This is a genomic window from Dyella marensis (assembly GCF_049532885.1).
GTDB lineage: Bacteria > Pseudomonadota > Gammaproteobacteria > Xanthomonadales > Rhodanobacteraceae > Dyella_D > Dyella_D marensis.
Window position 1 is genome coordinate 1,687,455 of sequence record NZ_CP064029.1, and the last position, 26,159, is coordinate 1,713,613.

23 protein-coding genes are annotated in these 26,159 nt (G+C 68.8%); 14 read left to right on the top strand and 9 right to left on the bottom strand.

Annotated elements, in window-relative coordinates; genetic code table 11:
• The first annotated feature begins 61 nt into the window (after positions 1–61).
• The 7 genes from ISN75_RS07390 (at position 62) to ISN75_RS07420 (ending at position 8,432) form a co-directional block, all read left to right on the top strand.
• Entirely contained in the window at positions 62–748 is a 687-nt protein-coding gene (locus ISN75_RS07390) for a response regulator (RefSeq protein WP_343818937.1), read from the top strand.
• Positions 745–2,097, top strand: a complete 1,353-nt coding sequence (locus ISN75_RS07395) for a sensor histidine kinase (RefSeq protein ID WP_168648593.1) — start codon at positions 745–747, stop codon at positions 2,095–2,097. Before ISN75_RS07390 ends, ISN75_RS07395 begins: the two co-directional genes overlap by 4 nt.
• Positions 2,098–2,168: 71 nt before the next feature.
• The gene (locus tag ISN75_RS07400; RefSeq protein WP_168648594.1) at positions 2,169–2,459 is read left to right on the top strand and encodes a DUF1778 domain-containing protein; all 291 of its coding nucleotides are present in this window, start codon (positions 2,169–2,171) and stop codon (positions 2,457–2,459) included.
• Positions 2,456–2,947, top strand: coding sequence for a GNAT family N-acetyltransferase (locus ISN75_RS07405; RefSeq protein WP_168648595.1), 492 nt, complete (start codon positions 2,456–2,458; stop codon positions 2,945–2,947). The genes ISN75_RS07400 and ISN75_RS07405 overlap by 4 nt, the downstream gene beginning before the upstream one ends.
• Before the next feature lie 62 nt (positions 2,948–3,009).
• Positions 3,010–3,996 carry a multidrug resistance efflux transporter family protein gene (locus ISN75_RS07410; protein WP_167255703.1) on the top strand — a complete coding sequence of 329 codons (987 nt, stop codon included), beginning with the start codon at positions 3,010–3,012 and terminating at the stop codon, positions 3,994–3,996.
• An 87-nt stretch (positions 3,997–4,083) separates the two neighbouring features.
• Positions 4,084–7,092, top strand: a complete 3,009-nt coding sequence (locus ISN75_RS07415; protein WP_168648596.1) for a glycoside hydrolase domain-containing protein — start codon at positions 4,084–4,086, stop codon at positions 7,090–7,092.
• A 77-nt stretch (positions 7,093–7,169) separates the two neighbouring features.
• Positions 7,170–8,432 carry an MFS transporter gene (locus ISN75_RS07420; RefSeq protein WP_168648597.1) on the top strand — a complete coding sequence of 421 codons (1,263 nt, stop codon included), beginning with the start codon at positions 7,170–7,172 and terminating at the stop codon, positions 8,430–8,432.
• Positions 8,433–8,607: 175 nt separating this feature from the next.
• Here ISN75_RS07420 and ISN75_RS07425 read toward each other — a convergent pair whose 3' ends face one another.
• A complete protein-coding gene (locus ISN75_RS07425) occupies positions 8,608–9,870 on the bottom strand; it encodes an ectonucleotide pyrophosphatase/phosphodiesterase (protein ID WP_168648598.1) in 1,263 nt (420 codons plus the stop codon).
• A gap of 51 nt (positions 9,871–9,921) precedes the next feature.
• Here ISN75_RS07425 and ISN75_RS07430 point away from each other — a divergent pair, with 51 nt between their 5' ends.
• Positions 9,922–10,422 carry a hypothetical protein gene (locus ISN75_RS07430; protein WP_168648599.1) on the top strand — a complete coding sequence of 167 codons (501 nt, stop codon included), beginning with the start codon at positions 9,922–9,924 and terminating at the stop codon, positions 10,420–10,422.
• A 103-nt stretch (positions 10,423–10,525) separates the two neighbouring features.
• Here ISN75_RS07430 and ISN75_RS07435 read toward each other — a convergent pair whose 3' ends face one another.
• The 3 genes from ISN75_RS07435 to ISN75_RS07445 all read right to left on the bottom strand — a co-directional run bounded on the left by ISN75_RS07435 (position 10,526) and on the right by ISN75_RS07445 (position 13,350).
• Positions 10,526–11,035: a methylated-DNA--[protein]-cysteine S-methyltransferase gene (locus ISN75_RS07435; RefSeq protein WP_167255689.1), complete on the bottom strand. Its 510-nt coding sequence runs from the start codon at positions 11,033–11,035 to the stop codon at positions 10,526–10,528.
• Positions 11,032–12,540, bottom strand: coding sequence for a DNA-3-methyladenine glycosylase 2 (locus ISN75_RS07440; RefSeq protein ID WP_168648600.1), 1,509 nt, complete (start codon positions 12,538–12,540; stop codon positions 11,032–11,034). Before ISN75_RS07440 ends, ISN75_RS07435 begins: the two co-directional genes overlap by 4 nt.
• 234 nt (positions 12,541–12,774) lie before the next feature.
• Complete coding sequence (locus ISN75_RS07445; RefSeq protein WP_167255686.1) at positions 12,775–13,350, bottom strand: hypothetical protein; 576 nt, start codon at positions 13,348–13,350, stop codon at positions 12,775–12,777.
• Positions 13,351–13,527: 177 nt separating this feature from the next.
• On the opposite strand from ISN75_RS07445, the gene hutU reads away from it, so the two are divergent.
• The 3 genes from hutU (at position 13,528) to ISN75_RS07460 (ending at position 19,035) form a co-directional block, all read left to right on the top strand.
• Positions 13,528–15,198, top strand: coding sequence for a urocanate hydratase (hutU, locus tag ISN75_RS07450; protein WP_167255684.1), 1,671 nt, complete (start codon positions 13,528–13,530; stop codon positions 15,196–15,198).
• A 251-nt stretch (positions 15,199–15,449) separates the two neighbouring features.
• The gene (locus ISN75_RS07455; protein WP_167255682.1) at positions 15,450–16,223 is read left to right on the top strand and encodes a TenA family transcriptional regulator; all 774 of its coding nucleotides are present in this window, start codon (positions 15,450–15,452) and stop codon (positions 16,221–16,223) included.
• A 103-nt stretch (positions 16,224–16,326) separates the two neighbouring features.
• The gene (locus ISN75_RS07460; RefSeq protein ID WP_343203596.1) at positions 16,327–19,035 is read left to right on the top strand and encodes a putative bifunctional diguanylate cyclase/phosphodiesterase; all 2,709 of its coding nucleotides are present in this window, start codon (positions 16,327–16,329) and stop codon (positions 19,033–19,035) included.
• A gap of 114 nt (positions 19,036–19,149) precedes the next feature.
• On the opposite strand, the gene msrA is transcribed toward ISN75_RS07460, so the two are convergent.
• On the bottom strand, positions 19,150–19,854 hold the full coding sequence (gene msrA, locus ISN75_RS07465) for a peptide-methionine (S)-S-oxide reductase MsrA (protein WP_167255678.1): 705 nt from the start codon (positions 19,852–19,854) through the stop codon (positions 19,150–19,152).
• A 142-nt stretch (positions 19,855–19,996) separates the two neighbouring features.
• Between msrA and ISN75_RS07470 the strand changes: the two genes are divergently transcribed.
• The gene (locus tag ISN75_RS07470) at positions 19,997–20,833 is read left to right on the top strand and encodes an arylamine N-acetyltransferase (protein WP_343818945.1); all 837 of its coding nucleotides are present in this window, start codon (positions 19,997–19,999) and stop codon (positions 20,831–20,833) included.
• Between the two features lie 425 nt (positions 20,834–21,258).
• On the opposite strand, the gene ISN75_RS07475 is transcribed toward ISN75_RS07470, so the two are convergent.
• The 3 genes from ISN75_RS07475 to ISN75_RS07485 are packed head-to-tail and all read right to left on the bottom strand — an operon-like array spanning position 21,259 to position 22,366.
• A complete protein-coding gene (locus ISN75_RS07475) occupies positions 21,259–21,486 on the bottom strand; it encodes an RNA-binding S4 domain-containing protein (RefSeq protein ID WP_167255674.1) in 228 nt (75 codons plus the stop codon).
• A complete protein-coding gene (locus tag ISN75_RS07480) occupies positions 21,486–21,923 on the bottom strand; it encodes a barstar family protein (protein WP_167255672.1) in 438 nt (145 codons plus the stop codon). Before ISN75_RS07480 ends, ISN75_RS07475 begins: the two co-directional genes overlap by 1 nt.
• Entirely contained in the window at positions 21,920–22,366 is a 447-nt protein-coding gene (locus ISN75_RS07485; RefSeq protein WP_343818946.1) for a ribonuclease domain-containing protein, read from the bottom strand. The genes ISN75_RS07480 and ISN75_RS07485 overlap by 4 nt, the downstream gene beginning before the upstream one ends.
• Positions 22,367–22,485: 119 nt before the next feature.
• Between ISN75_RS07485 and ISN75_RS07490 the strand changes: the two genes are divergently transcribed.
• Positions 22,486–24,039, top strand: coding sequence for an oligopeptide:H+ symporter (locus ISN75_RS07490; RefSeq protein ID WP_343818948.1), 1,554 nt, complete (start codon positions 22,486–22,488; stop codon positions 24,037–24,039).
• Between the two features lie 139 nt (positions 24,040–24,178).
• Positions 24,179–24,721 carry a hypothetical protein gene (locus ISN75_RS07495; protein ID WP_167255666.1) on the top strand — a complete coding sequence of 181 codons (543 nt, stop codon included), beginning with the start codon at positions 24,179–24,181 and terminating at the stop codon, positions 24,719–24,721.
• Between the two features lie 107 nt (positions 24,722–24,828).
• On the opposite strand, the gene ISN75_RS07500 is transcribed toward ISN75_RS07495, so the two are convergent.
• Positions 24,829–26,070, bottom strand: coding sequence for a TIGR03862 family flavoprotein (locus ISN75_RS07500; RefSeq protein ID WP_343818949.1), 1,242 nt, complete (start codon positions 26,068–26,070; stop codon positions 24,829–24,831).
• Positions 26,071–26,159 lie beyond the last annotated feature (89 nt).

Below are 26,159 nucleotides of genomic sequence, written 5' to 3' on the forward strand. Positions count from 1 at the left end.
AGCCCGTGGTTCCTCGGCTCCCGCGCCGTTTGAATGGCGCAAAAACCCACGCCAGCGACTCATGCAACGAATCCTGCTTGCCGACGACGACCGCGCCCTGACCGACCTGCTGGCCGAATACCTGCGCCGGGAGGGCTTCACGGTCGACGTGGCCCACGACGGCGAGGAAGCGCTGGCGCGCCTGAGCCCTCCGGCACAGCGGCCGGATCTTTTGATCCTCGACGTGATGATGCCCGGCCGCGATGGCCTGGAGACCTTGCGCGAGCTGCGCCTGCAGCACCGGTTGCCGGTGATCATGCTGTCCGCCCGCGGCGAGCCGGTGGATCGGGTGATCGGCCTGGAACTCGGCGCGGACGACTACCTTTCCAAACCCTGCCTGCCGCGCGAACTGCTGGCCCGCGTGCGCGCCCAGCTGCGCCGCCATTCGCCGGCCGCCGCGGGCACGCTGGAAGTGGGCGTGCTGCGCCTGCTGCCGGGCGAGCGGCGCGCGTATGCGGGCGAGGCGGAACTGTCGCTGACCGGCGCGGAATTCGGTTTGCTGCTGGCGCTGGCCCAGCGCGCCGGACAATTGGTGGACAAGGCCACGCTCACGCGCATGGCGCTGGGGCGCGAGCTGGAGCGCTTCGACCGCAGCATCGACGTGCACGTGAGCCGCCTGCGCCACAAGCTGGCGGAGGCTTCGGAGCAGGCGCCGCGGATCGAGTCGGTGCGTGGCGCCGGCTACGTGCTGGTGGCGGGCGCGGCATGAATCCGTTCAAGACTTCGCTGTTCTGGCGCCTGCTGGTGTGGTTCGTGCTGGCCAACCTGACGGTGCTGCTGCTGGGCGGCTATGTCACGCGCAGCTTCATCGAATACAACACCGCGGTGGAGATCAACTGGACCGCGCTGGCCGACAGCGCGAACGAAGCCTATGCAAGCGGAGGCGCCAGCGGCCTCGACGCATGGATCCGCGACCAGCGCCGCGACGGCGTCGACGCCACCTTGTACGAGAACGGCGAGCCGCTGGTGCCGATCCGCCTGCCCGGCAGCGTGCGCGATCAGTTGCCGCAGTGGCTGGCGTCGGGGCATGACCTGGTGATGCAGCCGTATCCGCGCATCTACCTGGCCGTGCAGCAGGTCACCGGCAGCGATGGCCGTGCGCGGCAGCTCGTCGCCCTGAGCCGCACGCATTCGCGCATTCCCATGCAGACGCGCAACCAGATCTACCTGGCCGTGCAGTTCGCGCTCTCGCTGCTGTTCATCGTGCTGATCGGCTGGTGGTTCGCGCGCGGCGTGGCGCGGCCGGTGGAAGCGATGCAGCGCGCGGCGCGGCGCATGGCGGCGGGCGAGCTGTCGACGCGGGTCGGCCCGGAAGGGCGGCGCGGGCCGGGCGAGCTGTCGCAGCTGGCGCAGGATTTCGACGCCATGGCCGTGCGCATCGAAGCGCTGGTGGCGCACGACCGCGCCGTGCTGCAGGACCTCTCGCACGAACTGCGCTCGCCGCTGGCGCGGCTGCAGCTGATCCTCGACCTGGCCCGGCGCAGCGACGGCGAGCAGGCCGACGCGTACTTCGCCCAGGCCGAGCGCGAGATCGTCCGCCTGGACCGCATGACCGGCGAGATGCTGGCCCTGTCGCGCCTGGAAGGCGGCTTGCCGGGGATGGAGCGCGAACCGGTGGACCTGGCCGCACTGGCGCGCGAATGCGTGGCCAAGGCGGCGATCGAGACCTCGGCGCGCGGCCTGCGCCTGAATGCGGCGATCGAGGCGCCGGCCTGGGTTTCCGGTAGCGGCCAGCTGCTCGAACGCGCGCTGGACAACCTGCTCGGCAACGCCCTCAAGTACAGCCCCGAAGGCGGCAGCGTGGAACTGGCGGTGCGCGCGGAGCACGGGCACGCCGAAGTGATCGTGCGCGACCACGGCGCCGGCGTGCCGGAGGAGGAGCTGTCCCAGCTGTTCCGGCCGTTCTTCCGCGGCAGCAATGCGCCCAAGGCGGAAGGGCACGGGCTGGGCCTGGCCATCGTCAGCCGGGTGGCGCAGGTGCACGGCGGCGAGGCGGGCGCCCGCAACGCCGAAGGCGGTGGGCTGGAAGTGCGCCTGAGCTTGCCGCTGCTGGGGTAAGGGCGGGCTATAAGTAATGACATTGTCAGTACGTCCTGGTAGGCTGGCGCCTTGCCTGGAGTCTGAAACTCATGACCAAACCCGACGCTCCTTCCGCCAAGCGGGATACGCTGAACCTTCGCATCAAACCGGAGGACCGCAGCTTGATCGACCGAGCCGCCCAGGTCCGGGGTAAGACCCGCACCGACTTCGTCCTCGACGCCGCCCGCACGGCCGCCGAGGAAGCCCTGCTGGAGCAGGCGGTCGTCATGGCCACGCCGGAGGCGTACACCGCCTTCCTGGAACGCCTGGACGCGCCCCCCCAGTCCAACGAACGCCTGCGCCAGACCCTGCGCAGCAAGGCCCCCTGGGACAAGGCGTGACGCTGGCCGCTCCGCAACCGCTGTCCGCGCACCATCAGCTGGAACCCTTCGCCTGCGGCGTCGACAGCCTCGACCGCTGGCTCAGGCGGCGGGCCGCCGGCAACCAGGCGACGGGTGCTTCGCGCACCTACGTCGCCTGCGAAGGCGCACGCGTGGCCGCGTTCTACGCGCTGGCGTCCAGCGCGGTGGCCGGCGACCTCGCCACCAGCCGCTTCAGCCGCAACATGCACGACCCGGTGCCGGTGGTGGTGCTGGGGCGGCTGGCCGTCGATCGGGCCTGGCAGCGCCAGGGCCTGGGGCGCGCCCTGGTGCGCGACGCCTGCCTGCGCATGGGCCACGCCGCCGATGCGATCGGTATCCGCGGCATGCTGGTGCATGCGCTCAGCCACGAGGCGCGCGCGTTCTACTGCCACGTGGGCTTCGATCCTTCGCCGCTCGACCCGATGCTGCTGATGATCACGCTGGCCGATCTGCAGGCGAACCTGTAGACGCCGGCATGCCGGCCGCATCGCCTAACATCGATCTTCGTGCCACCCGTCCTGAGTTCCCCATGCGCTCCAATGCTCTCGCCGCCGTCGGGCTCGCCCTGTGCTCGGCGCTGTTCTTCACGCTGACCTATGTGCTCAACCGCAGCTTCGTCGCCGGCGGCGGGCATTGGGCGTGGGCGGGCATCCTGCGTTATCTGATCACCCTGCCGCTCCTCGCCGTGGTGCTGCCGTGGCAGGGCGGGCTGGGCGAGCTGCCGCGGGAACTGCGCCGCCATCCGCGCACCTGGCTGCTGTGGAGCAGCGTGGGCTTCGTGCTGTTCGGCGTGCCGCTGACCTGGGCCGCCAGCAGCGGGCCGTCGTGGCTGATCGCCGGCAGCTTCCAGACCACCGTGCTGGCCGGTCCGCTGATGGCGCCGCTGATCTACCGCGATGCGCGCGGCCGGCTGGCCTGGCGCACGCTGGCGATCGGCGCGTTGATCGTGGCCGGCGTGTTCGCGCTGCAGTGGGGGCATGCGCAGGGACGGTTGAGCGCGGGCGACTGGCTGGCGATCGGCGCGGTGGTGGTGTCGGCGTTCGCGTATCCGCTGGGCAATCGCATGCTGCTGCTGCATCTGGAGCATGGCCAGGCGCGGCTCGGCGCGGTGCAGCGCGTGTTCGGCATGACGCTGTGCAGCTGGCCGCTGTGGCTGCTGTTCGCCGGCATCGCGTGGGCCACGGTCGGCCCGCCGTCGTGGCGCGACGTGCTGCTGGCCGGCGGCGTGGCGCTGTCCTCCGGTGTGATCGCCACCGTGCTGTTTTTCCGCGCCACCGACATGGTGCGCAGCGAACCCACCGCGCTGGCCGCGGTGGAGGCAATGCAGGCGGCCGAGCTGCTGTTCGCCACCTTGCTCGGCGGCCTGCTGCTGGGCGAGGCCTGGCCGCATGGCTATGCCGCCTGCGGCGCGGTGCTGATCGTCGCGGGCATCGCCTTGTTCGGCTGGATCAGCGGCCGCGGCGCGGCCGGCCACGATGAGGAACTGCGCACATTGCGCACCGACCGCGGCGCTTGAATCGCGGCCGTCCAGACGTCCGGAACTTGCCTCGCCCGCATGCATCGGGTTAAACACTTCCGTTTGGCAGCATGGGCGAGGTGGACGATGCGGCAGTTCTACGCGCGGGCAGTGCTGGCCTGCATGATGGCGGGAGCGTCGCTGGCGCTGGCACCGGTGGCCAATGCGGACGAACACGGCGCGCCCGTGCTGCGCTGGGATCCTGCCAAGCTGGGCAATCATCGCTATCTCGTGCAGGTCGACGCGCCGGCCGAGGCCGTGCACGTAGTGATTCCCTGGCGCCGGCGCGATGCGCATCCGGAGAAGCTGGCGGTGATCGTGGCCGATCCCGACGGTGCGCCGGTGGCCAACCTCGTCACCGGCAAGATCGACCGCGCATCCGGCGAACTGGTGTTCCAGGCTGCGAAGGCCGGCACCTACGCGGTGTACTACCAGCCTTATGTCGGCGGCGGCCGCAGCAATTACCCGGTGGTCACTTACGCCGCGGCGCGCGACATCGCCGACTCGGCCTGGGCCGGCAAGCTCGGCAAGGCCTCGGCCTGGAACCGCCTGCCGCAGGCGCAGGTGCTGCGCTACGAAGCGGTGGACGATTTCGATGCATATACCGAGATGGAACGCACCGCCACGCCGGCCGAACTCGACGCGCTGCTGGCGAAGCATGAAGGGCCGCTGCTGCTGTTTCCGGAAACGCGCGCCAATCCCGTGCGCATGTTCGACACGCTGCCGGCTTCGTGGGCGCAGCGCGGCCCCGGCGGCGACTTGAGCGACAGCGCACTGCGCGGCGAATACCTCAGCTTCCAGATCGGCCTGTGGGCAGCGCGCGCGCCGGCAAACGCGGTGCGCGTGGCCTTCGGCGACCTGCACGGTCCCGACGGCGCGGTCATCCCCGCCACCGCGCTGACCTGCTTCAATCTGCGCGGCATCGACTACACCGGCCAGCCGTTCGGCACGCGCGTGGATGTGGCGAAGGGCCGCGTGCAGCCCTTGTGGATGGGCGTGGATATTCCCGCGGACGCCAAGCCCGGCGTGTACCAGGGCGAAGTGAGCATCGGCGCCGATGGCGTGGATGCGCAGCGCGTGCCGCTTTCCATCACGGTAGGCGACGGTGTGGCGGTTGCGCATGGCGACGACGATCCGTTCAAGCTCACCCGCCTGCGCTGGCTCGATTCCACCCTGGCGCAGGACGACGCCGTAGTGAAGCCGTTCACGCCCATCGCCGTGAAGGGCGCGACGCTGGACATTCTCGGCCGCGACATCGCGCTCGCCGACAGCGGCCTGCCCGCACAGATCCAGAGCCGCTTCGACGAGCGCATGACCGGCTTCGCCAGGCAGCCGCAGGCACTGCTGCAGGCGCCGATGCAGTTGCTGGTGGAAGACGGCTCGGGCGTGCATGCGCTGGCCGGCAAGGGCATGCCGAAAGTGGAGACCGACGGACCCGGCAAGGTGCACTGGACGGTGACCGGCAACGCCGGCCCGCTGCGCGGTGAAGTGAAGGCCTCGCTGGAAGCGGACGGCACCCTGCAGTACGCGATCGAGCTGCAGGCCGACCGGGAAACCCAGGTCGGCGACATCCGCCTGGAAATGCCGCTGCGCAACGAGGTGGCCCATTACCAGCTCGGCCTCGGCCAGCAGGGCGGCGAAGCGCCGGCCGGTTTCAGCTGGCACTGGAACGTGCGCAACAACCAGGACGGCGCGTGGATCGGCGCGGTCAACGCCGGCCTGGAATTCCACCTGCGCGACGAGCACTACCTGCGCCCGCTCAACACCAACTTCTACCAGCAGCAGCCGCTGCGCATTCCGCAGTCCTGGGACAATGGCGGGCAGGGCGGCATCGACCTGGAGCGCGGCAAGGAGCGCTACCTGGTGCGCGCCTTCAGCGGCTCGCGCACGCTCAAGGCGGGGCAGACGCTGCGCTACGACGTGGTCCTGCGCGTGACGCCGTTCAAGACCATCCAGCCGGCCCAGCAGTTCGGCGAGCGCTTCTTCCACAAGTACGGCGACCTCGACGCGATCAAGGCCGACGGCGCGAACGTGGTGAACATCCATCACGCCACGCCGATCAATCCGTGGATCAACTATCCGTTCCTGGAAGCCGAGGCGATGCGCAGATACATCGATGCGGCCCACCAGCGCGGCATGCGGGTGAAGATCTACGACACCATCCGCGAGCTGTCCGACCGCGCGCCCGAGCTGCCCATGCTCGAATCGCTGGGCCACGAGGTGATCAGCGCCGGCAAGGGCGGCGGCTTCTCCTGGCTGCAGGAACACCTGGACGGCGATTACATCCCCGCCTGGCACGTGCCGGAAAACCGCGACGCGGCGGTGATCAATGCCGGACAGAGCCGCTGGCACAACTACTACATCGAGGGCCTGGACTGGCTGGCGCGCAACGAAGGCATCGACGGGCTGTATCTGGACGACGTCGCCTACGACCGCACCACCATGAAGCGCGTGCGCAAGGTGCTGCAGGCACGCCGGCAGGATCCGCTGATCGACCTGCATTCGGCCAACCAGTACAACCCGCGCGACGGCTATATCAACAGCTCGCTGCTGTACATGGAGCTGTTCCCCTACATCGACCGCCTGTGGTTCGGCGAATACTTCGACTACGAGAAGAGCACGCCGGCGTACTGGCTGACCGAGATCTCCGGCATTCCCTACGGCCTGATGGGCGAGATGCTGCAGAACGACGGCAACCCGTGGCGCGGCATGGTGTTCGGCATGACCAGCCGGCTGGGCTGGTCGCCCAAGAGCGATCCGCGTCCGCTGTGGAAGCTGTGGGACGACGTCGGCATCGCCAAGGCGGAGATGATCGGCTGGTGGGTGCACGATGCGCCGGTCAAGACCGGCCGCGACGACGTGCTCGCCACCAGCTACGTGCGCAAAGGGCAGGGCACCCTGGTGGCGCTGGCCTCGTGGGCGCCGGAGCGGACCGAGGCGAAGCTCGCCATCGACTGGAAGGCGCTGGGCCTGAATCCGGCCAAGGCGAAACTGGTGGCGCCGGCGATCCCGGGTTTCCAGCCGGCGGCGACGTTCAAGCCGGGCGACGCGATTCCGGTCGAGCCGGGCAAGGGCTGGCTGCTGCGGCTGGAATAAGTCCGGTCGATCGCACCGCACGATGGCTCTATCCTTGACGGACGCACCAGTCCCCCGGTGCGCCGCCAAGGATCTTTATGCAAGCCCAGGCCGCCGCGAACCGCGCGGGCGAGGAGTTCATCCGCCACGGCACGCCGCTGTTCCGGCGCACCAATTTCGCCCTGTTCGCCGCGGGCATCGCCACCTTCGGCCTGCTGTATTGCGTGCAGCCGCTGATGCCGGAGTTCAGCAAGGACTTCGGCGTGAGCGCGGCCGGCGCGGCGCTGTCGCTGTCGGTCACCACCGGCGTGCTGGCGGTCGCGATGCTGGTGGCCGGCGCGGTGTCCGATGCCTGGGGCCGCAAGTCGGTGATGACGGTGTCGCTGCTCACCTCCTCGCTGCTGGTCATCGCCACCGCGATGGTGCGCGACTGGCCCATGCTGCTGGTGCTGCGCACCTTGCTCGGGCTCACTCTTAGCGGACTGCCCGCGGTGGCGATGACGTATCTCAGCGAAGAGATGCATCCGGATTCGATCGGCCTGGGGATGGGCCTGTACATCAGCGGCAATGCGCTCGGCGGCATGGGCGGACGCCTGGTGGCCGGCGTGATGGCCGACTTCGTCGGCTGGCGCGCGGGCGTCGGCGCGGTCGGCGCGATCGGCCTGCTGGCGGGGTTGGTGTTCTGGCGCAGCCTGCCGCCGTCGCGGCATTTCACGGTGCAGCCGTTTCACTGGAAAGCCCTGCGGCAGCGCTTTGCCGGCGCATTCCGCGACGCGGGCCTGCCGTGGCTGTTCGCCGAGGGCTTTTTGCTGCTGGGCGCGTTCGTCACTGTCTACAACTTCATCGGCTATCGCTTGCTGGCGCCGCCGTACGGGCTGAGCCAGGCGGTAGTAGGGCTGATTTTCAGCGTCTATCTGATCGGTACGTTCAGCTCGGCCTGGATGGGACACCTGGCCGGCAAGCTGGGGCGGCGCAAAGTGCTGTGGACCGCCTTCGCGCTGATGCTGGCCGGCGTGCTGCTGACCCTGGCCGCGCCGCTGGCGCTGATCGTGCTGGGCATCGTGGCGATTACCTTCGGTTTCTTCGGCGGGCACTCGATCGCCAGCAGCTGGGTGGGGCGCCGCGCGGGCCTGGCCAAGGCGCAGGCGTCGTCGATGTATCTGTTCGCCTACTACATGGGTTCCAGCGTGGCCGGTGCGGGCGGCGGGCTGTTCTATGCGTCCCATGGCTGGAACGGCGTGGCGGCCTTTGTCGGCGCGCTGGTGCTGGCGGGGCTGCTGATCGCGTGGCGGCTGCGCCATCTGGCGCCGTTGCCGGGGCCGCCGTCGAAGGGCGACGAGCCGCCGCTGGCGGAGCTTTGATCGCTTTGGCGCAGGTTGGGGTGAGCCGCAGGCGACTGCGAAGGCAGGATGCCGTAGCGAACATCCGCGTAGCGGATGGCCCAAAGGGCTGGCTGCTGATGCAGCCAGTAACCCCAACAGTGCGAGGCCTTGATGTTGGGGTTTGCCTGCGGCTCACCCCAACCTACGACAGGCGTTATGGCTTCAGCGCAGCCTTCAGCGCCTGCGCATCGCCGTCGTTCTGCACCGGCGTCACACCCAGCAGCTGCGTCATCAGCGGATACACGTCCACGTTCGAGATCGCCGGCAGCACGGTGTCCTGGCGGAACGCCGGGCCGCGCGCGACGAACAGCGCCTGCATGGTCGGGTCGGCATTGTCGTAGCCGTGCTCGCCCAGGCTCAGCTTGTCGCCCTTCTTGAGCTTCTTGGCCACGTAGTCGCTGGTGGTCACGCGCCAGCCTACGTCGGCCAGGCACACCAGCTGCGGCACGCGCGGGTTCTTGCCGTAGGCCAGGCGCGCGGGGATGCGGGTCTTGTCCCAGCACTGCATGTGCTGCTGCGGCTTCTCCAGCTTCGCCTCGATCTTGGCGAAGTCATGGCCCGGCTTGGCGTTGAAGCCGGCCAGCACGCCCAGGCTCACCACCTGCACCTGGTTCAGCGGCACCAGCTTGTCCACCATCACGTTGTGCTTGGCCGGCACGCTGGCCATGCCGTGGTCGGACACCACGATCATATTGATGCGGTCGAGCAGGCCGCGCTGTTTCAGGCCGTCGACCAGGTGGGCGAGCGCGCCGTCGACCTTGGCGATGGATTCGTTCACCTGCTTCGAATCCGGGCCGTAGCCGTGGCCGGCATGGTCGACGTCGTCGAAGTACAGGGTGAGGAAGGTCGGGCGCTCGCCGGCCGGCAGGTCCAGCCAGCTCAGCACGGTGTCCACGCGCTGCTCCGGCGACATGGCGCCGTCGTAGGGCAGCCAGTGGTCGGGGCGGTAGTCGTGGATCGGCGCTTCGCTGCCGGGCCAGAACATGGTGGCGGTCTTCAGGCCCTGGCGGCCGGCGGTTTCCCAGATCGGCGTGCCCTGGGCCCACCAGCGGCCGTCGGCGCCGGCGGCGCGGTTGCTCAGCGAGAACTCGCCCAGCTCCGGGTCGAACATGGTGTTGTTGACCATGCCGTGATGGTCCGGGCGCAGGCCGGTGACGATGGTGTAGTGGTTCGGGAAGGTCAGCGACGGAAACGACGGCTGCATCGCCTGGGCGCGCACGCCTTCGTGGGCCAGCGCGGCGAGGGTGGGGCTGAGGCCGCGCTGGATGTAGTCGGCGCGGAAGCCGTCGATCGAGATCAGCAGCAGCGGGGCCGGCGCGGCCTTGACCACCGGCGCGGGTTTAGCCGGGGGATGGGTGGCACACCCGGCGCTGAATGCGGCAACGGAGCAGAGCAGCAGGCGAAACAGGATTTTCATACGCGAGTCCATACGATGTTCCAGGCAATCCCACCATGATGGCGCACTCGTATGACCATTACATCTCTGTCCATACAGCGTCTTGTCCGGCCGGCCCTGCTCGGACTGGCGGTGCTGGCCGCCGCGGCGCCGGCCGCCGCGCAACAGCAACAGCAGCAGCGCCAGCAGGCGCAGCAGCCCACTTACCAGCCCAACTACAACGCCATCAATGCGCAGCAGGCGAACCAGCAGGCGATCCTGCAGGACAAGCTGCGCACCAGCCAGCTGCAGGAGCAGCAGCGCCAGCTCAATGCGGCGGCGGTGCGCCAGGCGCAGGCGAACAACCCCGCCGCGGCGCAGGGGCTGGACTTGTCCAGCCAGGCCCAGCAGGACCGCTTCGATGCGCGCCAGCGCGCGGCCGTGGACCAGTACCGCGCCGCGTCGTCCAGCGCGCCGCTGGTGCTGCCGCAGCCGGTGCGGCCGTCGTCGACGGCGAAGAAGCCGCCGCCGTCCGCGCTCGATCAGCTGCATCCCGCGCCGCAGGCGCAGCCGCAGAACCAGCCGCAGCGCTGAGCGCGCAGCGCGTAGCTTGGGGTGAGCGCCAGCGAACCCCAACGCTAAAGTGCCTGGCCATGTCGTGCGGTGCCCGTTGGGGTTCGCTGGCGCTCACCCCAGCCTACGGCAGCGCGAACAGGTCACCGTGCGCAACGCGGTCTTCCATCGACAGCAGGAAACGCTTGGTCGGCAGCCCGCCGCCGAAGCCGGTGAGGCTGCCGTTGCTGCCGATCACGCGGTGGCAGGGCAGGATGATCGGGATCGGATTGCGCCCGTTCGCCGCGCCCACCGCGCGCATTGCCGCGGGCTGGCCGATGCGCCGTGCCAGTTCCGCGTAGCTGATCGTCACGCCATAGGGGATGCGCCCCAGTTCTTCCCACACCGCGAGCTGGAACGGCGTGCCGACGGGATGCAGCTTCAGTTCGAAGGACGTGCGTTCGCCGGCGAAGTATTCCTCCAGCTGGCGGCGCGCCTGGGCCAGCGGCCTGGCGGCATGCACCCATGCCGGCTGCGGCGACTTGCGCTGCCGGCCGGTCTCGAACCACACCTCGCGCAACCCCTGCGCATCCGCCACCAGCAGCAGCTGGCCGATCGGGGTGGGCAGCACGTCGTACCAGATCGTCTCGCTCATGCGTTCTTTGCCTTCGGTCTGGCACGTTCGGCCGCGTCGGTGGCGGCGCGCCACAGATGCATCACCGCATAGGCGCGCCAGGGGCGCCAGTCTTCGGCCAGCGCGGTGAGCGCTTTCGTGCTCAGTTCCGCGCCGTCGCCGGCGGCGGCGCGGCGCAGGATCAGGTCCGCGGCGGGGAACGCATCCGGATGGCTGAGCGCGCGCATCGCCATGTAGTGCGCGGTCCATTCGCCGATGCCGGCCAGCTCCACCCAGCTCGCCACGAACGCATCCAGCGGCTGTTCGCTGCGGAAATCGATGCGCCCGTCCAGCAGCGCGCGCGCCACGCCTTGTACGGTATTGGCGCGCGCCGTAGTGAGGCCCACTTCGCGCAGGTCCACGTCGACCAGGATCTCCGGCCCCGGAAACAGGCGCTCCAGCCCCGGCGCCACGATGCCCGCCACCGGCGTGCCCCAGCGCTGCACGATGCGCGTAGCCAGCGTGCGCGCCGCCGCCACGCTCACCTGCTGGCCGAGAATCGCCCGCACCGCGATCTCGAAACCGTCCCAGCCGCCCGGCAGGCGCAGGCCGGGGCGGCGCTGGTGCAGCGGCTTCAGCACGCCGCCGGCATGCATCACCGCGCCGATCGCCTGCGGGTCCGCATCCAGGTCGAACATGCGCCGCAGCTTCGACACCACGCCGAGCATGCGCGCCGGCTGCGGGCACTGCAGTTCCAGTTTCAGCGCGTGCTCGCCGTTCGGCCACGCGCTCAGGCGCAGCCAGCCGGGCGCATCCGCCGGACCGAACACGCGCGCATAGCTGCGCTCGTCCACCTGCTCCACACCCGGCAGCGCACGCGTGCGCAGGAACGCCAGGATCGCCTCGAAGTCGTACGGCGGCCGGTAGTTGAGGCGCAGCGCCAGGCCGCCGTCCGCCGCCTTCGCCGGATGGCGGCGCAGTTCGCGCGGCGGCATCCGGTTCGCCTGCTGGAACGCTGCGTTGAAGCGGCGCAGGCTGCGGAAGCCGGATGCGAGCGCGACGTCGGTTACCGGAAGGTCGGTCTCGGTCAGCAGCTGCTTCGCGAACAGCAGGCGGCGCGTGGTGTGCACGCTGATCGGCGGCGCGCCCAGGCGCTCGACGAATACGCGGCGCAGCTGGCGCGCGCCCACGCCCAATCGCTGCGCCATGTCTTCCAGCGAATCGTCTTCCAGCACGCCTTGTTCCATCAGCTTCAGCGCGCGTGCGATCACGTGGTCGCCGCGCTGCCAGCTGTCGTTGCCCGGCGCCAGCTCCGGCCGGCAGCGCAGGCAGGGGCGGAAACCGGCCGCTTCCGCCGCCGCGGCGCTGGCGTAGTAGCGGATGTTCTCCGGTTTCGGCGACGGCGCCGGGCAGACCGGGCGGCAATAGATGCGCGTGCTGGTGACGGCGGTGAAGAACAGCCCGTCGAAGCGCGCATCGCGGCTGAGGCGGGCTTGTTCGCAGAGGCGGTCGGGGAGGGGCGCGCTGGGGGCGGGGACGGTGGCCATGCATGCAGGCTAGCACCGCGGGCGGCGGGGGACTCGCCGTTTTCGGACATCAATAGAGCGGCTATGAAAACTCTTCTCCCCTTCGGGGAGAAGATGCCGGCAGGCAGATGAGGGGCGGGTGCTCGCGGTGGACGTTCGACGAAGCGTCGCGCGCTTCTATGCTTCCGCTTCACTGCTCCGTAGGTCCCCCTCACCCCGGCCCTCTCCCCGGAGGGGAGAGGGGGCAAAGCGGAGCTATTTCACCGGCGCCATCAGATGCTGATACGGCGTCCCCGCCCACATCACATACGGCGCCGACGTATCCGGATCCGCGCCTTTCGGATACGCGTCGTAGAACGCCGCGTCCGCGCCCACCACCATGATGTGCGGGCCGGTCTTGATCCAGTGGTTGCTCGCGTCGGGTTTCGTCGCATACGGATCCGTGTTGCTCGCATCCGTGCCGCCCGACAGCATGTACATCACGCCCATCTTGCCGGCCGGCGGCGGCTTGTGGCTCATCCACGCCTGCGCCCATTCCATCGCGTTCTTGTCCATGCACATCGGATCCGGCCCAGGCGTTTCCGGGTTGTCCGGCATGCAGGTGTAGTCGTTCGTGCCCTTGCGCAGCATGCGCGCGCTGCCGTCCGCGTTCATCGCGATGATGGTGGCGCCCTTGGCCACGCCCGGCGGCGCGGCGCGCATCGCGCTGGCGATCAGTTCCGCATCGCTTGGCGCCTTCTTCGGCGCGGCCTTGTCGGCGGCATTCGCGCTTGCCGTGACCAGCAGGGCGGCGATCAGCGCCGCGAGGTAGATGGTGCGTGTCGCGTACATGGGACCCTCCCGTTCGAGCCGCGACGCGGCCATGGCCCGGCTTCCCCCGCGCAAAGTCTGGTCCCGCCGCGGATACCGCCACAATCGGCCAAACGGACGGTTTTGCCGCAGTGCAGTTGGCGGTCCCGAAAACCCGCGCCCATAATCGACGTTTCCCCCCGCAGGCCAGGATTTCCCATGAACGCCCCGACGCGTATCGACACCACCCGCACCATCCGCGCGCCGCGCGGCGGCGAGCTGAGCTGCAAGAGCTGGCTCACCGAGGCGCCGTTCCGCATGCTGCAAAACAACCTCGACCCGGAGGTGGCGGAAAACCCGGCCGAGCTGGTGGTGTACGGCGGCATCGGCCGCGCCGCGCGCAACTGGGAATGCTTCGACGCGATCCTGCGCGCGCTGCGCGAACTGAACGACGACGAGACCTTGCTGATCCAGTCCGGCAAGCCGGTCGGCGTGTTCCCCAGCCACCCGGATGCGCCGCGCGTGCTGCTGGCCAATTCCAACCTGGTGCCGGCCTGGGCGAACTGGGAGCACTTCAACGAGCTCGATAAGAAGGGCTTGATGATGTACGGCCAGATGACCGCCGGCTCGTGGATCTACATCGGCTCGCAGGGCATCGTGCAGGGCACCTACGAGACCTTCGTGGAGATGGGCCGCCAGCACTACGGCGGCAGCCTCAAGGGCAAGTGGATCCTCACCGCGGGCCTGGGCGGCATGGGCGGCGCGCAGCCGCTGGCGGCGTCGCTCGCCGGCGCATGTTCGCTGAATATCGAGTGCCAGCAGAGCCGCATCGATTTCCGCCTGAAGACGCGCTACGTGGACGAGCAGGCCACCGACCTGGACGACGCGCTGGCGCGCATCGCGAAGTACACCGCCGCCGGCGAAGCGAAGTCGATCGCGCTGCTCGGCAATGCGGCCGACGTATTGCCGGAACTGGTGCGCCGCGGCGTGAAGCCGGACGCGGTCACCGACCAGACCAGCGCGCACGACCCGGTCAATGGCTATCTGCCCAGCGGCTGGACGGTGGAGCAGTGGTTCGAGCGCCGCAAGAGCGATCCGGCCGGCACCGCCAAGGCGGCCAAGCACTCCATGCGCACGCACGTGGAAGCGATGCTGGCGTTCCAGCGCGCCGGCATTCCCACCTTCGACTACGGCAACAACATCCGCCAGATGGCCAAGGACGAAGGCTGCGCCGACGCCTTCGAATTCCCCGGCTTCGTGCCGGCCTATGTGCGCCCGCTGTTCTGCCGCGGCGTGGGTCCGTTCCGCTGGGTGGCGCTGTCGGGCGATCCGGAAGACATCTACAAGACCGACGCCAAGGTGAAGGAACTGATTCCGGACGATCCGCACCTGCACCGCTGGCTGGACATGGCGCGCGAGCGCATCAGCTTCCAGGGCCTGCCGGCGCGCATCTGCTGGGTCGGCCTGGGCCTGCGCCACAAGCTGGGCCTGGCCTTCAACGAGATGGTGCGCAAGGGCGAGCTGAAGGCGCCGGTGGTGATCGGCCGCGATCACCTGGACTCCGGCTCGGTCGCCAGCCCCAACCGCGAGACCGAAGCCATGCGCGACGGCAGCGATGCCGTGTCCGACTGGCCGCTGCTCAACGCCATGCTCAACGTAGCCGGCGGCGCCACCTGGGTGTCGCTGCACCATGGCGGCGGCGTGGGCATGGGCTATTCGCAGCATTCCGGCGTGGTGATCGTGTGCGACGGCAGCGAGGCGGCGGACCGGCGCCTCGCCCGCGTGCTGTGGAACGACCCCGGCACCGGCGTGATGCGCCATGCGGACGCCGGCTACGACATCGCCGTGCAGTGCGCGAAGGAGCAGGGGCTGAAGCTGCCGATGCTTTGAGAGCGGGGAACGGGGAACGGGGAACGGGGGGAAGGATCGCAAGCTTCGCTTCCACTACAACCCGCACGTTCCCTGTTCCCTGTTCCCCGTCCCCCCAATCGTCACCCGGCCAATAGCCCTACCCCGAAGGGCCGGACGATTTTCCATGTCCTGCCACCTCCAGTCCGAAGATTATGTGATCTCCGGCACCTTTCTGGCGCCGGGGCGTCGGCCATTCGGCCGACGTCAGTCAAAACACTGGAGATCGCATCATGACTACGCAATTCGAACGCACTGGCGCGCTGACCGAGCTGAGCAGCTATCCGCACTGGGCGCAGGACATCGTCCACGCTGCCGAGGAGACCAAGCGCACGGTGGTGGACCACGAGGTATGGGAGCTGATGATGAACAGTCGTCTTCACGCTGCCTCCACGCGAGACTTCATGGTGGGGATCTGGCCCGTCATCGAGCGTTTCCCGGCCTACATGGCGCTGAACCTGCTGAAGACCCAGTACGGCCGGACCCAGGGCGACAACCTGGCCCGGCGCTGGCTGGTGCGGAACATCCGCGTGGAGCAGAACCACGCCGAGTACTGGCTGGATTGGGCCGAAGCCGCGGGGATCAGCCGCGACGAGGTCCTGCACGGGTTGCCGCCCCATGGCACGGGAGCCTTGCCCGACTGGTGCGAACAGGTGAGCACCAAGGCTTCCCTCGCCGCCGGCATGATCGCCACCAATTACGCGGTGGAAGGTGCAACCGGGGAGTGGTCCCAGAAGGTGTTCGAGAGTCCCTACAAGGAGGCCTTTGCGACCGAGACCCGGGGCAAGGGTTTGCGTTGGCTCCAACTTCACGCGGCCTACGACGATACTCATCCTTGGGAAGCGCTCGAAATTGTGTGTACGCTAATGGGGACGGCGCCGACGCCGGCCGAGGTGGCTTATCTGGGGGAATGCGTGCGACGCAGCTACGTCAGCATGCAGATCACCTTGGACCGCTGCCTGGACGTGCGCCAGGATCCGTGGTCAGTCAGTGAAGCCGCAGCCTGACGCAACGCGTTTGCCGGGCGGGACGCATCGCAGGCAGTGGATGTCGGCTTGAATGAGGACACGGGACGCTATGCGTAACGCTCGTACTGGCTTGCGAAGACCATTGCTGCAAAGGCTGCTGCCGCTGGCCTACGCACTGGCGGCAATGCTCGGGCTGGTCCTCGCCCTTACATGGGGAGCCTTGCAGCTCCAGGTGACTCTCGCCGGTTTTCTCAACGGCGAGAGTCTTTGGTCCAAGGCGCAGAAGCAGGCGGTGGTGGACCTGGAGAACTACGCCACCAAGGGCGATCCGGTCTACCTGCAGGGTTTCCGCCGCAACTACGCGGTGCTGGTGACCGACCGCTATGCGCGCGACAAGATCGACAGCGGCGACTTCGACCGGGCCGAAGTGATCGAGGCCTTCCGCCGCGGCGGGGTGATCCCCTCGGCGATCCCCGGCATGGTTTTCATCCTGCAGTATTTCTCCGCCGCCCCGCATATGCGCGAGGCGCTCGCCGACTGGCATTCGGTGGACGGCCAGATCGCCGAACTGAACGTGATCGCCGGCGAACTCGAACGCAGTTACGCCGCCGGCGCGCTGGCCCCGGCCGAGCTGGCGCGGCAGCGCGACCGCATCCACCAGCTCAACGATTTCATCGAGCCGCGCAGCAGCAGCTTCTCGCTGCACATCGCCAACGGCGCCACCTGGATGGGCCGGGTGCTGTTCGCCAGCGTGGCCCTGATCACCCTGGTGGCCGGACTGCTGTGGCTGCGCATGGCGCGCCGCATCCTGGCCGGCATCCGCGGCACCGAGGAACGCTACCGGCTGCTGTTCGACAGCGCCGCCTCGGCCATCGTGATGGTGGACGAGTCCTCCGGGCAGATCCTCGACGCCAACCGCACCGCCGCGCGCTGGACCGGGCGCGGCCCGGACGAACTGCTGGGCGAGTCGTTCGCGCGCCTGTTCGCCTCCGGCGAGGCGCCGCAGGACAGCAACGTCGCCCTGCTGCGCGATGCCGCCGGCGAGGCGCGCCCGGTGGAAACGCAGAGCGCGCTGGCGCTGTGGGGCGAGCGCTTCGTGCGGCAGGCGATCATCAGCGACGTGTCCGAGCGGCTGTCGATGGAGCACGAGCGGCGCATCGCCTCCGAAGCGCTGGCCGGCATCGCCGAGGGCGTGGTGATCGCCGACGCCGAGCGCCGCATCACCACGGTCAACACTGCCTTTACCCGCATCACCGGCTATGACGCCGATGCCGTGCGCACGCGGCGCTTCGACGAGACGCGCACCCAGCTCGACGGCTCGCCGCTGCCGGCTTCGATCTGGGACACCGTCGCCAACGGCGGCAACTGGAAGGGCGAAGTGTCCAGCCGGCGGCAGGACGGCAGCAGCTATCCGGAACTGCTCAGCATCAGCGCCATCCGCGACACCTACGGCCGCGTGCAGCACTACGTGGCGGTGCTGACCGACATCACCGCGATCAAGGCCGACCGCCTGCGCCTGGAACACCTGGCCACGCACGACCCGCTCACCGGCCTGGTCAACCGCGCCGAGTTCGAGCGCCTGTGCGAGCACGCCATCCTCGGCGCCACCCACGGCCGCAATGCGGTGGCGGTGCTGTTCGTGGACCTGGACGCCTTCAAGGTAGTCAACGACAGCTACAGCCACGCGATCGGCGACAGCCTGCTGGTGAAGGTGGCCGAGCGCATCGACCGCGCGCTGGGTCCGCACGACGTGGCCGGGCGCATCGGCGGCGACGAGTTCACCGTGCTGCTGGGCCGCCTGCCCACCCGCGAAGACGCGCGCACCATGGCCACGCGCCTGCTGTCCTCGCTGGCCGAGCCGGTGCTGGTGGGCGACTACGAGATCGCGCTCAGCGCCAGCATCGGCATCGCCGGCTTCCCGCTGGACGGCGGCGACCCGATCACCCTGATCACCAATGCCGACGCAGCCATGTACGTGGCCAAGACCGAGGAGCGCAATGCGTTCCGCTTCTACACGCCGCTGATGCATGCCGACGCGCGCCGCCGCCTGATGCTGGGCGTGGACCTGCGCCAGGCCCTGGTGCGCGGCGAGCTGTACCTGGTCTACCAGCCGAACGTGGAGCTGCGCACCAGCCGCATCGTGGCGGTGGAGGCGCTGCTGCGCTGGCGCCATCCGGAACGCGGCGTGCTGCTGCCGGACGAATTCATCCCGATGGCGGAAAGCCTGGGTCTCATCCGCCAGATCGACGAATGGGTGATGCGCGAAGCCTGCGCCCAGGTGCGCCGCTGGGACCAGGCGCACCTGCCGCCGCTGCGCATGGCGATCAACGTCTCGGCCAGCACCTTCGGCCACCGCACTTTCATCGAGCGCCTCAGCGCGGCGCTGGATGCCGAACAGCTGGACGGCAAGCGCCTGCTGGTAGAGATCACCGAGAGCGCGATCCTGCGACTGGGCGAACAGACCGACCGCACCATGCACGCCTTGCACGCGCTGGGCGTGGGTGTGGCGATCGACGACTTCGGCACCGGCTATTCGTCGCTGGCCTATCTGAAGCTGTCGGCCATCGCCTTTTTGAAGATCGACCGCTCCTTCATCAACGGCCTGCCGCAGGATTCCAACAACGCCGCGATCACCGAGGCGATGCTCGCCATCGCGCGCAGCCTGGGCCTGCGGCCCATCGCCGAAGGCATCGAGACCAAGGAGCAGCACGAGTTCCTGCTCAAGGCCGGCTGCGCCGAAGGCCAGGGCTTTTATTACTCGCGCCCCGAAGCGGCCGAGGAGATCGCACGCCAGCTGGTGCGCAGCCCGAAGCCCGCGAAGCTGCGGCTGGTGCCGCCGAAGCAGCGTTGAGGATGCCTGTGCGTAGTGCGTAGGTTGGGGTGAGCCGCAGGCGAACCCCAACTGTGCGGCAACGTTGGGGTTCGCCTGCGGCTCACCCCATCCTACGCCGCCACGCCGTCCGTCTCAGTGCAACTGCACGTCCACGACGCTTTCGTCCGGCTTGTACTCCGCCGGGAACAGCTCCTTCAGGTGGCGCACCTTCGGCGCATCGTTGATCACGATGTACGGATAGTCCGGATGCAGCCGCGCGAAATCCTGGTGGTAGGCCTCGGCCATGTAGAAGGCCTTCAGCGGCGCGACCTGGGTGACGATGGGGGCGCGGAACACGTGGGCCTGGTCGAGCTGGGCGATATAGGCGCTGGCTACGCGCTTCTGCTCGTCGTTGCCGTAGAAGATCACCGAGCGGTACTGCGTGCCGGTGTCCGGGCCCTGGCGGTTGAGCTGGGTCGGGTCGGTGGCGACCGAGAAGAACACCTGCAGCAGCTTGCCGTAGCTGACCTTGGCCGGGTCGTACACCACCTTGACCGATTCGGCATGGCCGGTGTTGCCGCCGGAGACCTGCTCGTAGCTGGCCGTGGCGGCCTGGCCGCCGGCATAGCCGGACCAGACCTTCTTCACGCCCTTGACGTGCTCGAACACCGATTCGACGCCCCAGAAACAGCCGCCGGCGAATACGGCGATCTGCTCGCCCTGGGCGGGCGCGGCATCGACGGTGGGCGCCGGTGCGGCGACGGGTGCGCTGTCGGCGGCAACGACGCCGCAGGCGGTGGTGCCGGCGGCCAGCATCAGGCCGGCGAGCAGGCGGAGGCGGGGCAGGCGGGTACGCATGGTGCGAGGCTCCATCGATCGAAAGGGGCGGCGCGCGGGGCGGCGCCGTTCGAACTGTTTTCGCCCACGAATGGCACGGGGTTACCTCCGGCCGCGGTGCTATGGTGCCGCCTCCCCAGCCTACCCCCCCAAGGTGTTTTCCATGAGCTACGCCATCGACCTGCCGGCCTATCTGCGGCGCATCGGTTTCCAGGGGGAGGCGAAGCCCGATGCGGCGACCTTGCGTGCCCTGGCGGTGGCGCACGTGGCGGCGATTCCGTTCGAGAATCTCGATCCGTTCCTGGGTATTCCGGTGGTGCTGGAGCGGCGGCGGCTGGAGCGCAAGCTGGTCGAGTTCGGGCGCGGCGGGTACTGCTTCGAGCAGAATTTCGTGTTCCGCGAAGTGCTGCGTGCGATCGGCTATGCGGTGCAGGGGCTGATCGCCCGCGTGCTATGGCAGCGTGACGACGATGACGTCACCGCGCAGAGCCATATGCTGCTGCGCATCGAGATCGATGGCGAGAGCTGGCTGGCCGATGTGGGGTTCGGGGGGATGGTGTTGCCGGGGGCGTTGAGGCTGGTGCCGCTGGTGGAGCAGGCGAGTACGCATGAGCCGTATCGGCTGCTGGAGCAGGGGGGCATTTGGCGCATGCAGGCGCTGGTGCGGGGGGTGTGGCAGACGCTGTATCGCTTCGATCTGCAGGCGAAGGATGATGTCGATTATGTGGTGGCTAATCACTATACGTCGACGTTTCCGGAGTCGCATTTTTTGCATGGGTTGAATGTTGCGCGTACTGAGGCGGGGCGGAGGTTGACTTTGCGTGGTCGCGATTTCGCTGTGCATACGTTGGGTGGGGAGACTGTGCGGCGCACGCTTACCGATACGGAGGAGATCCTTGAGGTTCTGGAGCGCGAGTTTCTGTTGCGGGTGCCGCAGGTGACGCATCTGCGGGCGCGGATTGATGCGATGCCGCTTCCTTCGCCTGGCGTGTCGGCGTAGGCCTCTTTGCTCGTCATCCCGGCGTAGGCCGGGATCCAGTAACTGTATCGCTTGGTTTTCGCGTTATCGCGAATGGGCCGCTTATGCAGCGGGCATTCCGGACGCCTGCCGGCGCCCGGGTCACTTTCTCTTTGCTGGCTCAAAGAGAAAGTAACCAAAGAGAAATAGCCTTAGAGCAACGGCTCGCGACGCGACTAGAAGGAGCAGTGGGCGGCTGCGGTAGTCTGATTAACCTGGGTCTACACGAAACGGCAGTGCGTTTACGTAGCGGGTGCTTCAACGTGCCGTGGCGAAGAGGATGTTCAGGGACTGAGGCCAGCTTTTGTTCTTCGTTCCTGCTTACCTCACGCCATCACCCCTCTCCCCTCCGGGGAGAGGGCAGGGTGAGGGGGCGGGGCTCGCGGCGGAGTTTGTTCGGGCGTGCTTTACGGCGCGCGCTTCACGCGAATGCGGATGTCGTCGATCTCGACGACCTGGCCCGCGTGGATCTTGCAGGTCTTGCGCAGTTCCTGCTGCCCGTCGACGTATACCGCGCCGCTGGCCACGATCGCCTTGCCGGCGCCGCCGCTGTCGCACAGGCCGGTCAGTTTCAGGAGCTGGTTGAGTTCGACGTGCTCGTGGCGGTCGTCGAGGTCGAAATCGATGGACTGCATCAGAAATCCGGGTCGTTGAAGGCGCTTTCGGGCATGGCGAAGAAAGCGAAGAACGGTTTGCTGTCTTCCTGCCAGGTCTCGGCGGCTTCGTCGAGGATGTCCAGCAGGATGTCGAAGTCTTCTTCGCTGGCTTCGCGCAGGTCGTCGGCGTGGTCGAACAGCAGCAGGTAGCCGGTGCCTTCGAGCCAGTCCAGGTCGTTGACGGCGTCGGCCAGGGCGTCCCAGTTGTCGCCGAATTCGGCGGGCAGGCGCCAGGAGGCTTTCAGGCGGCGCAGCAGTTCGTCCTTGCCGGTGCAGCCCTTGAGGCTGGTGCGGGCGACGAACAGGCCCTGGCTGGAACCCTGGGCGCCCAGCGGATCGAGGTCTTCCTCGATCACGAAGAACACGCCGCCGGCGTCGGGGTCGAGCAGGTCGATGTCGTGGTCCTGGGGAGTCATCGCGGCACCTCGAAAGCGCGGAACGAGTTGTAGTGGTCGTCGGTGTAGTAGTAGACCACCGGAGGATTACCGCCAGTGATGATCCGGCGCGCACCGCGATAGCCGAGGCCGGGCGTGGCCACCGTGTACTCGTGGTAATAGCCGCGCGGCTGCTGCGGCAGCAGGCCTTCGCGATTGCCGAACACGGTGCCGTCCTGCCGGTTCGGGAACGGGCCGCCGCGGGCGATCAGGGCCAGCGTGTCGCGCGCTTCGGACGGCAGGAACGAGGGCAGGCCGGTGGCCGGGGCCGGTGCGATGCGCGGCTGGCGCGCGGCCGGGGCCGGCTCCGCGGCGGACTGCGCCGGCGGGTCGGGCATGCGCACGGGCCGCGCGGCATGGCGGTTCCACAACAGGCCGGCGGCGAGCACCGCGGCCAGCAGCAGGAAGGTCTGGAGGTAGCGCATGGGCATCGCCGCCGTAAGGTGGCGCGCAGCTTAACAGGGCCGAATGACGCGCATCGGCTTGGTGTCCGCAAAATCTTGCGGCACACTCGAGGCTTTGGCCGGTCCCCCTGGAGCCACGCATGAGCGCCGCCCCTTCCACCGCGCGCGGCCGCCTGCCGCGGCAGATCCCCTTCATCATCGGCAACGAGGGCTGCGAGCGCTTTTCCTTCTACGGGATGCGCAACATCCTCACCCCGTTCCTGATCACCTCGCTGCTGCTGCAGCTGCCGGAAGCCGAGCGGCCGGGCGCGGCCAAGGACGTGTTCCACACCTTCGTGATCGGCGTGTACTTCTTTCCGCTGCTCGGCGGCTGGCTGGCCGACCGCTTCTTCGGCAAGTACCACACGGTGCTGTGGATGAGCCTCGTGTACTGCCTGGGGCATCTGTGCCTGGCGCTGTTCGAGCACCATCCCACCGGCTTCTACGTCGGCCTCGGCCTGATCGCGCTGGGCGCGGGCGGGATCAAGCCGCTGGTGGCCTCGTTCGTCGGCGACCAGTTCGACAGCGCCAACAAGCATCTGGCCAAGCCGGTGTTCGACGCCTTCTACTGGATCATCAATTTCGGCTCGTTCTTCGCCTCGCTGCTGGCGCCGATGTTCCTGCGCCACTTCGGCGCGGCGGTGGCGTTCGGCATTCCCGGCGCGCTGATGCTGGCGGCCACGTTCGTGCTGTGGCTGGGCCGCCACCGCTACGTGATGGTGCCGCCGTCGCCGCCCGATCCGGACGCGTTCACCCGCGTGGTGCGCACGGCGCTGCTCGCGCAGGCGCCGGGGCAGGCGCGGCCGGGCCTGTGGCTGGCCGGCGCGGGTGTGCTCGCCGCGCTGGCTGCCTTGACCATGGCGCCCTCGCTGGGTTTCGTGATCGCGCTGTGCCTGGCCATCGTGGCGCTGATCGGCGGCGTCGGCGGCGGCGCCTGGCTGCAGCTGGAGCGCTCGCGCGGGCGGCATGCGGATGCGGCGGTGGACGGCGCGCGCAACGTGCTGCGCGTGCTGGTGATCTTCGCGCTGACCACGCCGTTCTTTTCGCTGTTCGACCAGAAGGCCTCGACCTGGGTGCTGCAGGGCAATGCCATGGCCGCGCCGGACTGGTTCCACCCGGCGCAGATGCAGGCGCTCAATCCGCTGCTGGTGATGCTGCTGATCCCGTTCAACAATCTGGTGCTGTTTCCGCTGCTGCGCGGCCGCGGCGTCGAACCCACCGCGCTGCGCAAGATGACCATGGGCATCGCCTTCGCCGGGCTGGCCTGGATCGTGGTGGGCGGCTACCAGCTGCTGCTGGACGGCGGCCAGGCGCTGTCGATCGTGTGGCAGGTGCTGCCCTATCTGCTGCTGACCTTCGGCGAGGTGCTGGTCTCCGCGACGGGGCCGGAGTTCGCGTACAGCCAGGCGCCGGCGTCGATGAAGGGCGTGATGATGAGCTTCTGGTATCTGGCCACCACCATCGGCAACCTGTGGGTGCTGATCGCCAATGCCGCGGTGCGGGACGAGGCGGTGACCGGGCATATCGCCAGCACGGGCCTGAGCGTCGACGCCTTCCAGATGTTCTTCTTCGCCGCCTTCGCGCTGCTCGCCGCGCTGGCGTTCGGCGCCTACGCACGCCGTTATCGCGAGGTCGACAACTACCGGGCGGCCTGAGCCGCCGCGGCGATTGGACGGCTAGACGGATGTGCCGGGCGGGCGATTCCTGCGAACCGCGCCGCATTGAGGCGCATCCGGCGTTGCCCGATTGCCGCAGTGCAAGGTACATTTCGGGCTAATTAGCTGGGGGGAAATCATGAACAAGACGACGATGGCCCGTGGGGCGGGCCTGGCCGCGATTGCGCTGGCGCTGGCCGCCTGCGGGGGACAGAAGGCACGCGAGACCGTACCGGTGGATGCACTGGTGGTGCCGGCCTTCGCGCCGTGGATCAGCGTGGAGCCCACCGCGGGCGACCTGCAGGTGCGCGGCCTGGACGACAAGGTGGTGCTCAGCCCCTCGCGCCCCGTGTCCGAGGTGCTGCAGGCCCAGCTGCGCCAGGCGCTGCAGCCGGCCTATATCTCCAACCTCACCGTGGCCTGCGAGCGGGTCAAGACCGACATCCGCGTGCGCCGCGAGGACGACAAGCCCTCGATCGCCACGCTGGACATCAGCATGCGCTGCACCACCAATGCGCGCGGCTTCGTCACGCGCAGCGAGCCGCACCTGGAACCCACGGCCGAGGTCAACGGGCAGACCAACTATCCGAAGCTGTTCGTCAGCCTGCTCGACCATGCGTCGAAGGAGCTGGCGACCAAGCTGCAGGCGGATATCGACGCCAGCAAGGCGAACCTGAAGTAAGCAGCACAGGACGTAGGTTGGGGTGAGCCACAGGCGAACCCCCAACAATGCGGTGAGCTGGATGTTGGGGGTTCGCCTGTGGCTCACCCCAACCTACGCGTCCTTAGCTAGAGCGGACGGGCCAGCGCCCACGCCGCCGCGGCGGCGCCCGCGCGCAGTCCGCTGGCGAAGCAGGCGGTCAGCAGGTAGCCGCCGGTCGGCGCTTCCCAGTCCAGCATCTCGCCGGCGCAGAAGATGCCGGGCAGGGCGCTGAGCATCAGGCCCTGGTCCATCGCCTCCAGGCGCACGCCGCCCGCGCTGCTGATCGCTTCGGCGATGGGGCGGGGTTGCCGCAGCCGGAGATCGAGTCGTTTGATCGCGCGGGCCAGCTGTGCGCTGTCGTGCAGATCCTCCTTGCGTACTAGCTCGTGCAGCAGCGCGGCCTTGGCGCCGGCGATGCCGGCCTGCCGCCGCAGGTGTTCGCTCAGCGAGCGGCTGCCGCGCGGCTTGGCCAGGTCCTGCTGCAGGCGTTCCAGCGGGCGGTCCGGTGCCAGATCCAGCGTCAGCGTGGCCTGCCCGTCGCGCGCGATCGCCTTGCGCAGCATCGCCGACAGCGCATACACCAGGCTGCCCTCGATGCCGGTAGCGGTGATCACGCACTCGCCCTGGCGCTGCTGCTCGCGGCCGTCCGCGTCGCGCCAGTGCGCCACCACCGGCTTGAGCGGCGCGCCGGCATGGCGCTCGGCCAGATGCGCGCTCCAGCCGATATCGAAACCGCAATTGGCCGGCTCCAGCGGCGCCACCTCCACGCCGCGCGCAATCAGCCACGGCTGCCAGGCGCCATCCGAACCCAGCTGCGGCCAGCTGCCGCCGCCCAGCGCCAGCACCGTGGCATCCGTGCGCAGCGCCAGTTCGCCCGCGGGCGCGGCGAAGCGCAGCGCGCCGTCGTCCGTCCAGCCCAGCCATCGGTGCTGCACGTGGAAGCGCACGCCGCTCTCGCGCAGGCGATGCACCCAGGCGCGCAGCAGCGGCGCGGCCTTGAGGTCGGCGGGAAACACCCGGTGGGACGTGCCGACGAAGGTCTCCACGCCCAGGCCGCGCGCCCATGCGCGCAGTGCGTCGGCGTCGAAGTCGTCCAGCCAGCGCCCGACTTCCGCCGCACGTTCGCCGTAACGCCCGTCGAAGGCGGGACGCGGCTCGCCATGCGTGAGGTTCATGCCACCCACGCCGGCCAGCAGGAATTTCCGGCCGACCGAACCCTTGGCTTCGTAGACGTCGACCTCGAGGCCGGCGGCGCGGGCGGTTTCGGCGGCCATCAGGCCGGCGGGGCCGGCGCCGACGATGGCGAGAGTGGGCGTGGGCTTGGACATGAAGAACGCATTGTAGGTTGGGGTGAGCCGAAGGCGACTGCGAAGGCAGGATGCCATAGCGAACATCCGCGCAGCGGATGGCCCGAAGG

Bases quoted from the DNA above. Each gene is read 5' to 3' on its own strand.
- ISN75_RS07415 (WP_168648596.1), top strand. From the start codon at position 4,084: ATGCGGCAGTTCTACGCGCGGGCAGTGCTGGCCTGCATGATGGCGGGA.
- ISN75_RS07500 (WP_343818949.1), bottom strand. From the start codon at position 26,070: ATGTCCAAGCCCACGCCCACTCTCGCCATCGTCGGCGCCGGCCCCGCC.
- ISN75_RS07430 (WP_168648599.1), top strand. From the start codon at position 9,922: ATGACCATTACATCTCTGTCCATACAGCGTCTTGTCCGGCCGGCCCTG.
- ISN75_RS07395 (WP_168648593.1), top strand. From the start codon at position 745: ATGAATCCGTTCAAGACTTCGCTGTTCTGGCGCCTGCTGGTGTGGTTC.
- ISN75_RS07455 (WP_167255682.1), top strand. From the start codon at position 15,450: ATGACTACGCAATTCGAACGCACTGGCGCGCTGACCGAGCTGAGCAGC.
- ISN75_RS07475 (WP_167255674.1), bottom strand. From the start codon at position 21,486: ATGCAGTCCATCGATTTCGACCTCGACGACCGCCACGAGCACGTCGAA.
- ISN75_RS07470 (WP_343818945.1), top strand. From the start codon at position 19,997: ATGAGCTACGCCATCGACCTGCCGGCCTATCTGCGGCGCATCGGTTTC.
- ISN75_RS07490 (WP_343818948.1), top strand. From the start codon at position 22,486: ATGAGCGCCGCCCCTTCCACCGCGCGCGGCCGCCTGCCGCGGCAGATC.
- msrA (WP_167255678.1), bottom strand. From the start codon at position 19,854: ATGCGTACCCGCCTGCCCCGCCTCCGCCTGCTCGCCGGCCTGATGCTG.
- ISN75_RS07495 (WP_167255666.1), top strand. From the start codon at position 24,179: ATGAACAAGACGACGATGGCCCGTGGGGCGGGCCTGGCCGCGATTGCG.
- ISN75_RS07480 (WP_167255672.1), bottom strand. From the start codon at position 21,923: ATGACTCCCCAGGACCACGACATCGACCTGCTCGACCCCGACGCCGGC.
- ISN75_RS07410 (WP_167255703.1), top strand. From the start codon at position 3,010: ATGCGCTCCAATGCTCTCGCCGCCGTCGGGCTCGCCCTGTGCTCGGCG.
- ISN75_RS07485 (WP_343818946.1), bottom strand. From the start codon at position 22,366: ATGCGCTACCTCCAGACCTTCCTGCTGCTGGCCGCGGTGCTCGCCGCC.
- ISN75_RS07400 (WP_168648594.1), top strand. From the start codon at position 2,169: ATGACCAAACCCGACGCTCCTTCCGCCAAGCGGGATACGCTGAACCTT.
- hutU (WP_167255684.1), top strand. From the start codon at position 13,528: ATGAACGCCCCGACGCGTATCGACACCACCCGCACCATCCGCGCGCCG.
- ISN75_RS07445 (WP_167255686.1), bottom strand. From the start codon at position 13,350: ATGTACGCGACACGCACCATCTACCTCGCGGCGCTGATCGCCGCCCTG.
- ISN75_RS07420 (WP_168648597.1), top strand. From the start codon at position 7,170: ATGCAAGCCCAGGCCGCCGCGAACCGCGCGGGCGAGGAGTTCATCCGC.
- ISN75_RS07425 (WP_168648598.1), bottom strand. From the start codon at position 9,870: ATGAAAATCCTGTTTCGCCTGCTGCTCTGCTCCGTTGCCGCATTCAGC.
- ISN75_RS07440 (WP_168648600.1), bottom strand. From the start codon at position 12,540: ATGGCCACCGTCCCCGCCCCCAGCGCGCCCCTCCCCGACCGCCTCTGC.
- ISN75_RS07435 (WP_167255689.1), bottom strand. From the start codon at position 11,035: ATGAGCGAGACGATCTGGTACGACGTGCTGCCCACCCCGATCGGCCAG.
- ISN75_RS07390 (WP_343818937.1), top strand. From the start codon at position 62: ATGCAACGAATCCTGCTTGCCGACGACGACCGCGCCCTGACCGACCTG.